Here is a 13,719-nt window from a genome sequence, read left to right on the forward strand (position 1 = left end):
TTTGGAACTTATACAGAGTTTATGAGTGATAGTTTAACGTTTTTTGATACTGGTACCCGTTTGCTGGACGTTATTTAACCAGCGTTGTCGACGCCTTGCTGGGCTATCGTAGCGTAGCAGTAACCACAGCAAGCGTGCATAAATGGCTGGAATGGTTAAACGACCGCCTGCAACCACTTGATAATCGTATTGCCAACTGCCCGCAGCATAAGTGTCACTTACGCCGCCAAACGGCGATTGGCTAGCGCATACGACCATATGACCTTTTTCATAAGCCAGTTGCAAGGCTTCTGCCAACTCTACTGAATAAGGAACGTTGCCAGCACCATAGCCTAATAAAATAATGCCACAAGGCGGCTGTGATAATAAGGCGCGCAGCTGTTGGTTTAATGCGTCGGTTGCATTGGGCAAGCAGTACAACGCATGAACGTAAGCGTGCTCGGCACGAACTGCAATGTCAGCACTAATATCTTGTTGGTCATCAAGCCAATGCTGCCGACGAGTATCTGGCAAGCTTTTGACATAACTATTGGCAGGATAAGCCGCTCTAGAGTGACCAGTAAATGCCATAAAGTCGTGGCTATGTATTTTTTGTACTGTTTGCGCTGGCCATGATTCGCCGCCGAAGGCAATCTTCACCCCAGATTCACCTGCACTTGCTAGCTTTAACGAGTCAGTAAGGTTGTTCCAAGCATCACTCTGTGCATCTACTTTATAAGAGTGCAGTTCCTCACTATCTAGGAGCGGACGCATACTACCAGTAACGACAATACAAATATCGCTACCTGCAAAGGCTTCTGCTAAGAACGCTCCCAAATAACTGAGTGTATCCGTGCCCGTAATTAACACAAAACGTCTACTGCCTTGTTGATATGCCGATAATAAAAGTTGGTAAAAATGCACAAAATCACTGGGTGTAAACTGACTGCTGTCTTTAATCAGAGTATTGTGAAGCCAAGCAATGGGCGATAGATTAAGCGCATTATCCAATTCTGCCAGTAGTTGCTGCAAAGTTGGCAAAAAAACCTCTGCTGATAGCGGCGCTAATGGACGACCATAACTCCCGAAAGTGCCGCCAGCATAAATAAGTTGAATAGGTGCAGGGATTGTATTTGTCATAGATGAGTGCACTGTATTGGTTTTAATATTGAATAGACGATAGAGCAGAATTATTGAAAGAAAAGAGATAGAAAAAGCACTATTATTATAAATGCAGCGAGTATTCTAAGTGGCTAGAATACTCGCTGTCACACCAGTCATTTTAAGCAGTGCGATCAAGCAATCGTTGTGCTTGCTGCTGCTGTTCACTATTGCCTTTAGCAATGACTTCATTGAGTAGGCGTTTGGCACTATCGTATTCGCCAAGTTGCACGTATTGACCTGCTAAATCTAGTGTGACTTGATTGCTGTCTAACGATTTAACAAAATCAAAATCTGCTGCGAACCGTGACGAAAAATCTTCAGTACTGCTAGTGTCAGCTGCAGGAGCTATATCAATAGCATTGTCGAGATGAGTATTGGCATATTCGCTATCAACCTCAACTGGCGTGTTTGCTGTTGTAGACTCTGATAAAGATAAAGAATCAAAGTCAAAATCATCGTCTATTACCGTATCATCATCGAACATCAGAGTAGTAGGGGCACTGCTAGAAGCGTCGGACTCATTTTTTATGATATCTATTTCTTCAGCGCTTGTATCTTCAATATTTGCATCTTCAATACTGATATCTTCGAAACTAAAATCTTCAAAATTATCTTCGACAATAGAATGCTGAATTTCTATTTGATCTGGCGTCTCATTCGACACATCATCACTGTGTAAAGATAAGGTCAGATGGTCATCATCTAAATAAATTGTCTCTGTTGTGGCAGGTGCATTATTGATAACGTTATTGGTATCGGCGTCACTGTTTAAATCTAAGACAAAGTCATCTTCTAATGATAGCTCATTTAAGCTGCTGTTAAAACTATCATCGGTAGCGTCATCGGTAGCGTCATCGGTAGCGTCATTGGTGGGAGCCTCTATAGATGCAAGACTGTGCTCAGATAACTCAAAATCAAAATCGCTGTCAGTACTAGGGCTATTATCAGTGTCGCTGTCAGTGTCTATAACCACAGTTGCAGGCGCAAAAATATCTTCATCTACTACATCAAGCGTGGTGACAGATACCGAGTTATTACTAGTATGGACAGGTTTATTAGTGCCATCTTCTAAATCACTCAGACTAAGATCAAACGCTTGCTCAATATCATCGAAATTATTATCATCAAAAGCATTCGAAGCTGCTAAGGTTTCATTAGTAGCCTCTGACAAGTCGTTTTTGTATTCAACATTTTGAACCGTATTAGTATCAAGGACGGGACTATTGCTGCTCGCTTTATTGGTCGGTAAATCGAAATCTAAACTTTCAAATCCAGCGTTTTGATTATTATTTGCTAATATACGTTTTTCAAATTTAGCGCTTTGACTATTATCTGCTGGCAATGTTCGCTTATCGACTTGGTTTTGTTCTTCAGTCAGCAAAGCTTTTAACTCATCAGCTTGTGCGATACTTTTGTCATCATTATTTGCTTTAATAGCATCATAGACTTTATTAAAATTCTCAGACTCATCTATCGTGGCATATACCGCAAGGAGCTTGAGAGATAATTGGCTATCATTTGGCTTTTCGCTTAAGCCGCGATTGAGCGTTTCAATCGCTTTATCATAGCGCTGTTGGTCCATAAAACGTTGAGCAATCTCAATATGATCAAACCTTTTCTCATGATTGATAGCTGTTTGAGTAGGCGTACTTCTAGAAGCAGCATGCTTCGATAAGGGCTCAATTTTGCCAGTATTTGTACTCAAATGCTCTGATGGCTTTTGCGCTTTGTTTTTGCGCATGACCAAGACCGCAACGAGTAAAATAACCACCAATCCGGCGATGATATATAGCATATTGTCCATAGTTACTCCCACGCCTACGATCAGAGCTGCTTGCATTGATCTGTTAGGCAGTTATTGATTGCGTAATTTTTTGAGACGAGCTTGCAGCTCAGCCAGTTTTCGATTTTGTAATTGTAATTTGCGAGTATAGCTCTCAAGCGTACCACTAGTTTTTGATAACTGCTGCGCTTGTGAAGCGGTACTTTGTCTTGATGATTTAAGCAGGCTTAACACTTCCATGCTAAGTCCGTTACCTGTTGCCATGCCTGCTTTGGTTTTAGTGCCATCTGCGCTGCCTTCATGACCGGGAGCAAGGACAGAAAACTGCGCCTTTGGTAAAATTTGAGTCTTAGTGGTCGCCGGCTTTTCAGTATGTTTTGTTGCTTGCGTATTGTCACCTTTGGACACAGGATTTGATGCAGTTGGTTTTTTTGCGACAGGTGTATTGGCGCCTCTATATTGCCTTTGAGCACTGATAGCAGCTTCAAGTTTTTGCTGGGAAGGTAGCGCATCATAATTAGGTAAACTCAACTGTGCATCTGCTTTTAATTGATTGGCGTTTCTATTGATAAAAGCGTCAGGATTTTGCGTCTGAATTTCTTTCATAACGGTTTGAACGTCGATATTGTTCTTCTCTGCGATTTGCTGTGCAATCACCCACAAGTTGTCGTTACGCTGCACGGTATAATTGATCTCGCTACTAGCTGACTCATCTGATACTTGGCTTGAAGTGTTTTTTGCTGCGGCCGACGTTTTAGGCGTCACTGCTTTCTGCCAAACATTCGAGTTAGGGGGAATATTGTTGAGTGGGGCTGTAGCGACCATATTATTACTATCATTTGGGATAATAGCTTTATTTTTATTGGTGAAAGCTGCTTCATTCGGCGTCAGGGTTTTGAGCGCCATAGGACTAGCAACCATCATATCTGTATTGTTTTGACTCTTCGGCTGTATCTGACGAGTAATTTGTATATTTAAAATATCGAACTGTTTATCAATCTCGCTAGTAGCAGAAAGCGTACTATTTGATGAAACGGTTAAAGCTGTATTATTGTCATTATTTGCGCCCGCCATGACACTATCGTTTTTTATATCAATAGGATTATTTAATCGACCGTTTTCTAAACGGCTAGGCGCATAGGTTGTGATATTGCTTTGTGTCGTTGTTGCAACTGCTGTTGGTAAGCCAGAGGGTATAGCTGTTGCTTGAAGGCTTGGTATTTGTGAGCTTGACGCTTGGATACTTGGCGTTTGAATAACAGGTACTCGTATATTCGGCGATTGAACATTGCGCTCGGGTAATGTTGCAGCGTTCAGTGTGGGTTTCGATGAACCAGATGATAATAAAGGTGGCGGTGCACCATTTCTAACCGTCAATGGCTGCGCGTTAGTTGTAGAAACCACGGGTAAATTAGGCTTTTTTGCGCCTGTTACGATATTTTTAGAAGTCGCAATCGGTAAGCTGTCATTAAGTGGCATCAGTAATGTTTTTGGAATAACATTACGCTGATTGCCATCATTAATTGCTAGAACCACATCGGCAAAGGGTTTGGACATAGGCTTGGTGGTGGTAATAAAAACTTGACCACTTGTAGCTGAAGTCGGATGAAAGCGTACGATCATGGAATCAGTTGGGGTTAGACCCATTTGCTGATAAATGGCAGAATTTGCCAAACTGGCTGAAAAGTCAGTGTTTTCAATATCAGTGACCATAATACTGGCAACTAAAGGTTCGTGCTGAGCTGAAATAACAACTGTTTTGCCGATAGTCGCTGCTTGGGCGCTAGATATTAAGGCTGCATAACTTATTGAATAAAACAATGCCATCGATACTGCGCGATGTATGCTAGTCAAGCGGTAAGATAAATGACAAGACATATGCAGCCCTTTGGAGTAAAAGTTGTCTGTGTTGTTATAACAAAATACTGTTTAGTTTACCAGTTTATTCCACTGCTGTTGTGACCAATAGTTCAATTGTATGTTTAATACTTACACACATCAGTCAACTTTTTTATCAAGCAGCATGGCATCACCATAACTAAAAAACCGATACTCGGATTCGATGGCATGTTGATAAGCTTCTTCGATAGATTTTTTTGTGGCAAATGCGGACACTAGCATCAGCAACGTAGACTTTGGCAAGTGAAAATTGGTCAGTAGCTTATCTACGACGCCAAACTCAAAACCGGGATATATAAAAATCTCTGTATCACCTGCCCAGCCAGAGAGTGGCTGTCCATCGACTGCAGTTTGTTGGTAGGCCGTTTCAAGGACACGTGTGACAGTAGTCCCGATAGCAATGACTTGCTTGCCATTGGCATGGGTCTGATTGATAAGGTCGGCAGTGGCTTGAGGCAGGTGTGCATATTCGCTATGCATCGTATGATTCAGCAGGTTCTCTGTTTTTACCGGAGCAAAAGTACCTGCGCCGACATGCAGTGTAACAAAAGCAGTTTGAATACCTTTTGCCGCCAGCTTTTCTAATACAATATCGTCAAAATGTAAGCTTGCTGTCGGGGCAGCGACGCTGGCAAGCTTAGCAGGGTCATGAAAAACAGTCTGATAGCGAGTATTGTCGGTCGCATCAGCATGGCGTTCGAAATAGGGTGGAATAGGCAGCTCACCATATAGCTCTAAATCAGGCAGAATAGGCGTATCAAAAGCCAAGATAAATAAGTTCTCTTGGCGTCCAATCATGACACCAGTCATATGACCATCAGCAAGTACAAGACCTTGTCCAAGCTTCAACGCTTTGCTGGCTTTAACATGACAAAGAGCGATATGCTTTTTTGCAATAACCGTCATGTCTATGATGTCAGAGTTTGACGTTATTGTGTCTAGATCCGCGCTATTTAAATCGGATAGAGCGACCAAACGCTCTATTAATACTTCAATCTTTCCACCGGTATCTTTTTGACCAAATAAGCGCGCTTTCATCACCTTAGTATCGTTAAAAACAATCAAGTCGCCTGCATTAAGCAATTCTGGCAACTCAGAAAACAGCTTATCTTCAACTTCAACCTGACGATTAGCATTGTTAGCAGGCAAATAAAGTAGCTTTGACGCGGAGCGCTGTGCCAATGGATAACGGGCAATCAGCTGGTCTGGCAGTTCATAATCATAATCATCAACACTTAGATACTCTAAAATATCGTCATTATGACTGGCAGTAATTTCAGAGTTATTATTTAAGGTTTGAGGTTCAGAATCAGTCATAAGAAAGTCTTTCGATAGGTGGGAATTTTGAGAGCAATTGTAGCAGAAATGAGGATATGAAAGAATGTTTTACTAAGCAGGACTTTTTTATTTACCTCTAAATATAAATAAAATAGCCTAAGTAAAAAATTGAGATATTTATTTAGGAAAACTCTCTAAAGAATTCAGGCGAAAAATCATTCAAATAAATTTAATTGTGGCGTGACTTGCATGGCAGATGTGAGCGAAGAAAATGTCACACCAACCAATCGAATAGGAAGGGCACGCGGAATGTCCAAAAAGAGTTTATCTAACCAAAAGTGAGCGGATTCTGCGCTATCAAATGCCGTCGATAAGGTATGCGAGCGCGTGACTTGAGTAAAATCTGCGTATTTGACCTTTAGAGTAATAGTATAGGCAATAAGCTGTTTTTTGTGCAGCTGATTAAAGGCATCAGCATTTTGTTCATAGATTTGTATTTTTAGTTCATTATCATCCGTTAAGTTTTCTCTAAACGTAGTCTCAGAGCCCACCGATTTGTGTGTACGCTCAGACTTGACCGCACGCTCATCACGTCCATGAGCGATATCATGATAAAACTGTCCACGCTTACCGAACTCATTGACTAGTATGGCAGCTGGCGTACGCCGAAGGTCAGCGCCGTTACTAACACCCATTGCATGCAGGCGTTTGGCCGTTGCCTTACCAATACCGTGGAAGCGTTCAATAGGCAAAGCGCTGATAAAGGCATCAGCATCCGCTGGCGTGATGACCGCTGTGCCATTAGGTTTATTAATATCAGAGGCAATTTTCGCCAGCATTTTATTAAATGAGACACCGGCAGAGGCATTTAGACCCGTTTGTTCTAAAATCTGCGCTCGTAACCAATTTGCCATTAATGTGGCTGAGCCTTGATGAACAGACAATCCAGTAACATCCAAATAGGCTTCATCTAATGATAACGGCTCAACATGTGGGGTCAGACTGTGCATGATACGACGTATCTCAACACTAACAGCACGGTAAACATCAAAGCGCGGCGGTACAAATATCACGTCAGGACAGCGCTTTCTGGCTTCATAGCATGACATGGCGGAGCGTACGCCAAACTTACGAACTTCGTAACTGGCAGCAGCAACCACGCCGCGACCATTGGGATCGCCGCCAACCACCAATGGCTTGCCACGCAGCTCAGGAAAATCACGCTGTTCTACACTGGCATAAAAAGCATCCATATCAATATGAATGATTTTGCGAAGGTTAGATTGGCTAATGGCAGGCTTAATGTTTGTTGTCGTAACATGTATTGTCATAAAAACTATTTTACCTGATTTTTCGCACCGATTTTGGTCTCTAATGCTCACTCAAAAATTGAGAAGTGTTACATAGATTGATAAAAAACAAGAGTTTCATTAGGGTTTTTAACTATTGAAAACTACTCTAAAAATTTAATATCGATAGTGCATCATCGTTCATTTAATCGATAATATTCAAAGAACTATTAGATTATAAGGTGCCAAATCTGATAAATATGCATAACACTTAGTAATATTTTTAAATGTACTGACCGTTCATATTCATATCTTGACCATTCATCGGAAATGCTATAATTGGTTGTTACACTTTTGCTTGCATAGCGTTACAATAAGACAGCTAGGATACAAAGCGTTTATAGATATAGAGTAAGAAAGGTAAATCATCGTTAAATATAGGCATAATTTTTGATGGGTACAGATGAGTAGCAAATGGATTTGCATCGCCTATATCAAGCTCATCGCTTTAGCAACGATAAAGATCATTAATAAATATCAGTATAGAAAACCCTATATTTCATGACGAATAGCTCAAACTATGGTGAGAGAAGTTAAGGAGCTGGGTATGAATAATGAGTTGAGAGGAAGTGATTTAACACGCGCATTGCTTGCACGAGGCGACAAACAAATATGGTGCGCAGTCGATGATGACAGTGATGAACAAGCGATGATGGATCATTGTGGTAACGATTTTACCGCTTATATTGTCGAATTTAAAGATGGCTGTTTTTACTGTAATTGTGGTACGGCTTGGCTGTTCGCAGTACCCATAAAAACAGTGGCTGCAACACAATCTGATATGAATATTTGAATAGCCTATTTTTCATACTTTAAGTTAAATAGTATAAATGGCAATAGCACCACTATATTTCCAGAAAAAAGCCTCCAATTTAGGAGGCTTTTTTGCAGCTTATATCAAGCATTTGGTGCATCAGGCTGCACCATAGGGTCAGCGTCGGCAAAAGCCTTTAATGTTCGACAGTGGGCGTCGATCGCAACGATATTTGGATAAGCACTGAGATCTACCTTGAAGCGTTCGGCAGAAGAGACCTGCGGAATCAGATAGCAATCTGCAAAAGTAGGGCTGTCGCCATAGCAGAATTTACCGCGTGTTTTGTCTTGTGCCAAGCGTTTTTCGAGAGCGTCAAAACCTTCACTCATCCAGCGATGGCACCAAGCCATGACTTGATCTTCATCTACTGACAGCTCATTACGCAGATACTGCAAAATACGTCGGTTATTTAGCGGATGGATATCACAGCCAATCATAGCGCTCAAAGCCCTTACTTGCATGCGACCTGCTGCGTCTTTGGGCAACAGAGGATGCTCAGGATATACCTCTTCTAACCACTCCAAAATAGCAGGACTTTGATACAACCATAAATCATTTACTTGTACGACGGGTACCAAGCCTTGAGGATTAATAGATTGAAAGACGGCTTCTAATTGCTCATCTTTTGCTAAATTAACCGCAATGTAATCGTAATCTAACTGCTTTAAATTCATTGCGATACGTGTACGGTAAGAGGTACTACTGCGAAAGTAGCCATAAAGTCTCATCATAGGGCATTCCTTTTATTATGCTGTGTTGTGAGTAAGATAAAGGGTTATAATTACTAAGCTTACTAATGTCTTAAAGAGTAAAAGATACCTATTATGACATTAAGTCTTTATTTCAATTTTCTAATATTGTATTGATAACGCATTCAGTTAATCATTCACAGAGTAAACCATGCCAGCAGCTGAAAACCTGATAGACAATCTTACTAGGATGAATAAAAACCAAGGCGGCGTACAATCGCTTGAGATTGGGCTGTCGATATTAGACGTGCTCATCGATTGTAACGAGCCGATGATGCTAAAGGATATTGCACAAGCCATGCAAATGCATCCAGCAAAGTGCCACCGTTATTTGGTCAGTCTTATTCGTAAACACTATGCTCGCCAGCTCAGTGATGGACGTTATGGACTTGGTGATAGAGTTCATGCAATGGGCGCGCTAGGAGCAGTAGGTCATAGTGGGTTTAATCAAAATAATATCTTGGATCGTCTGACGCATATTGCTAATGAGATCAAAGACACGCTTAATTGTGGTGTACAAATCGCTAAATGGTTCAGCGAAGGTCCCATTATCATTCAATCTGTTGAACCAGATAGCGCTATTAGTATTATTACTCGTATCGGATCGCGTATGCCCTTGACTACGTCGGCGACAGGTCATTTGTTCGCAAGCTATCAGCCAGATACCATTATCAAACCCTTGGTCATCGCAGAATGGCAGGCGAAGCAAGAGCAAGCAATAACAGAGAAATGGCAGCACTTTAACCAGTTACGAGCGAAAGTTCGTACCCAAGGCTATGCGACTGTTACTGGTGATATGTTAATGGGGATTAATGCGATTACTATTCCCGTTATCATACCGCAGCTATCAACCACTGCGAATCTATATGACAAAGACAAACTATCTGTTGAAAGTTTGTCTTTGGAGTATGCCATTACTATCATTGGTACCACAGAGCAGTTGCCCATGAGTGAGCAGCATAATGTGGTCGAGCAAATATTAGCAATTGCACAGCGCTATCAAATAGTGTAGCTCGTAAAATAGCTAAAACTTATCTTAGCTATTTTATAAAGAATACTCTAAACGCTAAAAAATATTACTCACCAGCAGGCGCGACTTCTCGTGCTTCAGCTAGTTCAGCCGCATGTAAAAACTGAGTATGAGCGGGCGCACGTTTGGTACGTGACCATTCGTCCAGCATCGCATATTTCATCTCTTCAGTAATCATCGAAACTTTTTCTTCTGAGGTAATATCATCGTAAGTAAGCTCCATACGATGTCCATTTGGATCGAAGAAATAGATAGAATGGAAGATACCATGATTCGTCACACCGACCACGTCGATGCCGTTTTCTTCCAAATGCTTTTTAGCTGCCATTAAGGCATCCCGGTCTTTTACCTTCATCGCTAGATGTTGTACCCAGCTTGGCGTATTAGGGTCAAAGCCCATTTCAGGCTGATTAGGCACTTCAAAAAATGCCAATACATTGCCATTGCCCGCATCTAAAAACACATGCATATAAGGGTCAAAGGCTTTGGTCGAAGGTACATGATCCTCAGCGAATGCTAGGATGAAATCCATATTCAGATATTTTTTATACCATTCAACGGTCTCTTTAGCGTCTTTGCAGCGATAGGCCACATGATGGATTTTTTCAATTTTAAAACTCATATCAAACTCCTTTTGATAGGACGTACAATTTGTATCAATCGGTTGGCTGTTAGTAATTATGAATATAAGTCATTAACCCCTAACAGCGTAACGCTATCGTTTGCACGCCTTTTCATACATAAACGTTTACTATATACAGGTCAACAAATAAGTACTATTTGTCAAAATCGAAGGTAAGGGCAGGCAATACTTTGCCGCGTACTTCACCAAAGCCAACACGAATACCGTCTTTTTCGCTATAGCCTTTCATGATGACCGTGTCACCATCTTCGATAAAGCTGCGTGTCTCGCCGCCTTGTAGGGTCACTGGTTTGGTCGCATTCCACGCAATCTCTAACATTGAGCCATAAGAATCAGGCGTCGGTCCTGAGATAGTCCCTGAACCCATCATATCGCCCACTTCTACTTTACAGCCAGTAATAGTATGGTGAGTCAACTGCTGCGCCATTGACCAGTACATATGTTTAAAATTGGTTTCGCAAACCACCGTTGCTTCTTCAGCATTTTCAGGCAATAGTTCTACTGACAAATGGATGTCATAGCTATTATTGCTGTCTTTTTCGTTCAGATAAGCAAGCGGCTTTGGTTCTTGCGTTGGGCATGGCATCTTGAACGGTGCTAAGGCTTCCATCGTCACAATCCAAGGAGACACTTCAGAGGCAAAAGTTTTGGCGTTAAATGGACCCAACGGCACATATTCCCATTTTTGAATGTCACGAGCTGACCAATCGTTTAGCAAAACCATACCAAAAATATGATCAATAGCATTATCTACGGCAATTGGTTGACCAATATTATTACCTTTGCCAATGACAAACGCCGTTTCAAGCTCAAAGTCCAGACGCTTACAAGGTGAGAAAATAGGGCGGTCATCGGCATTGGGTTTTAGCTGACCCGATGGACGTATCACATCTGTACCACTGACGATGACGGTGCTGGCGCGTCCGTTATAGCCTACTGGCATCTCAGTCCAGTTAGGCAGTAAGGCATTACTTGGGTCACGGAACATAGTACCGACATTGGTTGCGTGCTCTTTAGACGAATAGAAATCGGTAAAGCCTGGCACTTGAACCGGCAGATGCATGGTGACATCCGCTTGCTTAAATAGGGCTTTTTGCTGCAAATCTTCGTTATCACGTAAGGTATCGCAGTCGCTAGAAAGTAACGTCTGTATGGTTTGACGTGCTTTGGTCCAGTTGTCTCGACCAGAATCAATAAAGGCGTTTAAGGTATTTTGATCGAAATATGAACCACCGTCTAAACTTAATAGCCCTTCAGCTTCAAGTACCGATAGATCTAACACTTGCTCGCCGATAGCGATACCAGCGCGACGTTTGCCGTCGATGCTGTCACTAAAAATGCCATAAGGCAGGTTATGAATAGAGAAGTCAGAATCGGTTGCGATATCGAGGAAAGATGAGAGGTTTTTGTCAATCGTTGACATGATCGGCTCCTTGCTAAAGCGAATATTAAATTACGTTATAATTAACTACTTACGTATAATGTAATTTATAGCGTAATCGATTGCAAGTTTTTTTATGTGCTCGTTCTATAAATTGATTGAGTATTGACCGAGACGAAAAGCTATTTGGTTATTCTTTTTGCTAAAAATATCACCACTACGAAATCCAACGCATGAAAAAAGGCTAAGTAATGATACTTAGCCTTTGTTTATATTTTAATAAAAGCGATTAGGGAATTAATCTTTTAAAACGTCAACCATTGCATTGGCAACATAGTCGATATTGCTACTGTTTAAGCCGGCAACACACATACGTGAGTTCGATACCATATAAATACCATACTTGCTTTGTAGTTGTGCAACTTGTTCAGGCGTCAGACCTGTAAAGCTAAACATACCGTTTTGTGCGGTCAAGTAATCAAAGCTACGACCTGGGATCTTTTCTTCTAATACTGATTTGAGTTTGGTGCGCATAGATTTGATACGGTCACGCATCGCATATACTTCGCCAATCCATTGCTCATGCAAGGCTTCGTCGTTCATAACGATATCAACCACGCGACCACCATGTGATGGCGGGCTTGAGTAAATACGACGTACCATAGAGTTCAGCTGACCAAAGACGCGATCAGTTTCATCTACCGTTGGGCAAACGACTGATAGACCGCCGACACGCTCGCCATATAACGATAGATTTTTAGAGAATGAGTTGCTGACAAACAATGGCAGACCCATATCAACTGCTTTACGAATGGCATAAGCATCGCTGTCCATATCTTCGCCAAAGCCTTGGTAAGCAATGTCCATAAATGGAATCAGCTCGCGCGCTTGAATGACGTTGAGGACTTGATCCCATTGCTCACGAGTCAAATCAACGCCCGTTGGGTTATGACAGCAAGGGTGAAGTAACAGAACGTCATCTTTATTCAATGTCTCAAAAAACGCAATCATCTCATCAAATTTGATGCCACCAGTAGCAGTGTCGTAGTACGGGTATTTACCGACTTCGACGTCAGAGCCTTCAAAGATGGCAATGTGATTGCCCCATGTAGGGTCGCTCACGTAACACTTAGATTGCGGGAACCATTCGTTGATAAATTCTGCACCGACTTTTAATGCACCAGAACCACCGATGGTCGCGATAGTAGCCACTAAGCCATCTTGTAAAATCTGAGCATCTTTACCAAACAGCAATTCTTGACAACCTTTACGATGTCCTGGCAGACCTGCCATTGGTAAGTACGGACGCGGAGAGATGGGGTCGGCAATACGCTGTTCAGCCGTTTTTACACACTCAAGTACGGGCATTTTGCCATCTTCGTCATAATAGACACCGACACCCAAATTGACTTTATCTGGGTTGTTATCGGCTGCAAATTTGTCCATCAATCCTAAGATTGGGTCGCCGGCATAGTAATCGATACGTTCAAACATGTGTTTTCCTTACAAGGGATATAAGTACAAAGGTATAAGTTGAGGCGCTAAAAAGCATAAACCAGTTTGGGCATTAACTCAATGTTAGATTCCATTATCCCCATCAATTCATGCATTTTTTTGCCTAGTGATGCCATTTTCTTGAATCATCGTCTG

General features: G+C 41.7%; 11 protein-coding genes. 2 read left to right on the forward strand and 9 right to left on the reverse strand.

What is annotated here, in order from left to right; genetic code table 11:
• Positions 1–33: 33 nt before the first annotated feature.
• The 5 genes from OEG80_RS05000 to dinB form a co-directional block, all read right to left on the reverse strand.
• Entirely contained in the window at positions 34–1,119 is a 1,086-nt protein-coding gene (locus tag OEG80_RS05000) for an asparaginase (RefSeq protein ID WP_263242104.1), read from the reverse strand.
• A 142-nt stretch (positions 1,120–1,261) separates the two neighbouring features.
• On the reverse strand, positions 1,262–2,947 hold the full coding sequence (locus OEG80_RS05005; protein WP_263242106.1) for a FimV/HubP family polar landmark protein: 1,686 nt from the start codon (positions 2,945–2,947) through the stop codon (positions 1,262–1,264).
• Positions 2,948–2,998: 51 nt separating this feature from the next.
• Positions 2,999–4,804, reverse strand: coding sequence for a type IV pilus assembly protein FimV (locus tag OEG80_RS05010; RefSeq protein ID WP_263242108.1), 1,806 nt, complete (start codon positions 4,802–4,804; stop codon positions 2,999–3,001).
• A gap of 120 nt (positions 4,805–4,924) precedes the next feature.
• Complete coding sequence (gene queA, locus OEG80_RS05015) at positions 4,925–6,142, reverse strand: tRNA preQ1(34) S-adenosylmethionine ribosyltransferase-isomerase QueA (protein ID WP_263242111.1); 1,218 nt, start codon at positions 6,140–6,142, stop codon at positions 4,925–4,927.
• Positions 6,143–6,318: 176 nt separating this feature from the next.
• Positions 6,319–7,434, reverse strand: coding sequence for a DNA polymerase IV (gene dinB / locus OEG80_RS05020; protein ID WP_263242112.1), 1,116 nt, complete (start codon positions 7,432–7,434; stop codon positions 6,319–6,321).
• Between the two features lie 565 nt (positions 7,435–7,999).
• Here dinB and OEG80_RS05025 point away from each other — a divergent pair.
• Positions 8,000–8,245 (forward strand): hypothetical protein, encoded by a 246-nt coding sequence (locus OEG80_RS05025; protein WP_020443706.1) that lies wholly within the window; start codon positions 8,000–8,002, stop codon positions 8,243–8,245.
• A gap of 104 nt (positions 8,246–8,349) precedes the next feature.
• On the opposite strand, the gene maiA is transcribed toward OEG80_RS05025, so the two are convergent.
• Positions 8,350–8,994 carry a maleylacetoacetate isomerase gene (maiA, locus tag OEG80_RS05030; RefSeq protein WP_263242472.1) on the reverse strand — a complete coding sequence of 215 codons (645 nt, stop codon included), beginning with the start codon at positions 8,992–8,994 and terminating at the stop codon, positions 8,350–8,352.
• Positions 8,995–9,166: 172 nt separating this feature from the next.
• Between maiA and OEG80_RS05035 the strand changes: the two genes are divergently transcribed.
• Positions 9,167–10,027: an IclR family transcriptional regulator gene (locus OEG80_RS05035; protein ID WP_263242115.1), complete on the forward strand. Its 861-nt coding sequence runs from the start codon at positions 9,167–9,169 to the stop codon at positions 10,025–10,027.
• A 64-nt stretch (positions 10,028–10,091) separates the two neighbouring features.
• Here OEG80_RS05035 and OEG80_RS05040 read toward each other — a convergent pair whose 3' ends face one another.
• The 3 genes from OEG80_RS05040 to OEG80_RS05050 form a co-directional block, all read right to left on the reverse strand.
• Positions 10,092–10,667 carry a VOC family protein gene (locus tag OEG80_RS05040; protein ID WP_263242117.1) on the reverse strand — a complete coding sequence of 192 codons (576 nt, stop codon included), beginning with the start codon at positions 10,665–10,667 and terminating at the stop codon, positions 10,092–10,094.
• 154 nt (positions 10,668–10,821) lie between these two features.
• Positions 10,822–12,111, reverse strand: coding sequence for a fumarylacetoacetase (gene fahA, locus OEG80_RS05045; protein WP_263242118.1), 1,290 nt, complete (start codon positions 12,109–12,111; stop codon positions 10,822–10,824).
• Positions 12,112–12,366: 255 nt separating this feature from the next.
• Positions 12,367–13,563 carry an amino acid aminotransferase gene (locus tag OEG80_RS05050; RefSeq protein ID WP_263242119.1) on the reverse strand — a complete coding sequence of 399 codons (1,197 nt, stop codon included), beginning with the start codon at positions 13,561–13,563 and terminating at the stop codon, positions 12,367–12,369.
• Positions 13,564–13,719: the final 156 nt, after the last annotated feature.

The organism is Psychrobacter sp. SC65A.3, assembly GCF_025642195.1.
Classification (GTDB): domain Bacteria; phylum Pseudomonadota; class Gammaproteobacteria; order Pseudomonadales; family Moraxellaceae; genus Psychrobacter; species Psychrobacter cryohalolentis.

Excerpts from the sequence above, each read along its gene's own strand:
- OEG80_RS05000 (WP_263242104.1), bottom strand. The coding sequence starts at position 1,119 with ATGACAAATACAATCCCTGCACCTATTCAACTTATTTATGCTGGCGGC.
- OEG80_RS05005 (WP_263242106.1), bottom strand. The coding sequence starts at position 2,947 with ATGGACAATATGCTATATATCATCGCCGGATTGGTGGTTATTTTACTC.
- OEG80_RS05010 (WP_263242108.1), bottom strand. The coding sequence starts at position 4,804 with ATGTCTTGTCATTTATCTTACCGCTTGACTAGCATACATCGCGCAGTA.
- queA (WP_263242111.1), bottom strand. The coding sequence starts at position 6,142 with ATGACTGATTCTGAACCTCAAACCTTAAATAATAACTCTGAAATTACT.
- dinB (WP_263242112.1), bottom strand. The coding sequence starts at position 7,434 with ATGACAATACATGTTACGACAACAAACATTAAGCCTGCCATTAGCCAA.
- OEG80_RS05025 (WP_020443706.1), top strand. The coding sequence starts at position 8,000 with ATGAATAATGAGTTGAGAGGAAGTGATTTAACACGCGCATTGCTTGCA.
- maiA (WP_263242472.1), bottom strand. The coding sequence starts at position 8,994 with ATGAGACTTTATGGCTACTTTCGCAGTAGTACCTCTTACCGTACACGT.
- OEG80_RS05035 (WP_263242115.1), top strand. The coding sequence starts at position 9,167 with ATGCCAGCAGCTGAAAACCTGATAGACAATCTTACTAGGATGAATAAA.
- OEG80_RS05040 (WP_263242117.1), bottom strand. The coding sequence starts at position 10,667 with ATGAGTTTTAAAATTGAAAAAATCCATCATGTGGCCTATCGCTGCAAA.
- fahA (WP_263242118.1), bottom strand. The coding sequence starts at position 12,111 with ATGTCAACGATTGACAAAAACCTCTCATCTTTCCTCGATATCGCAACC.
- OEG80_RS05050 (WP_263242119.1), bottom strand. The coding sequence starts at position 13,563 with ATGTTTGAACGTATCGATTACTATGCCGGCGACCCAATCTTAGGATTG.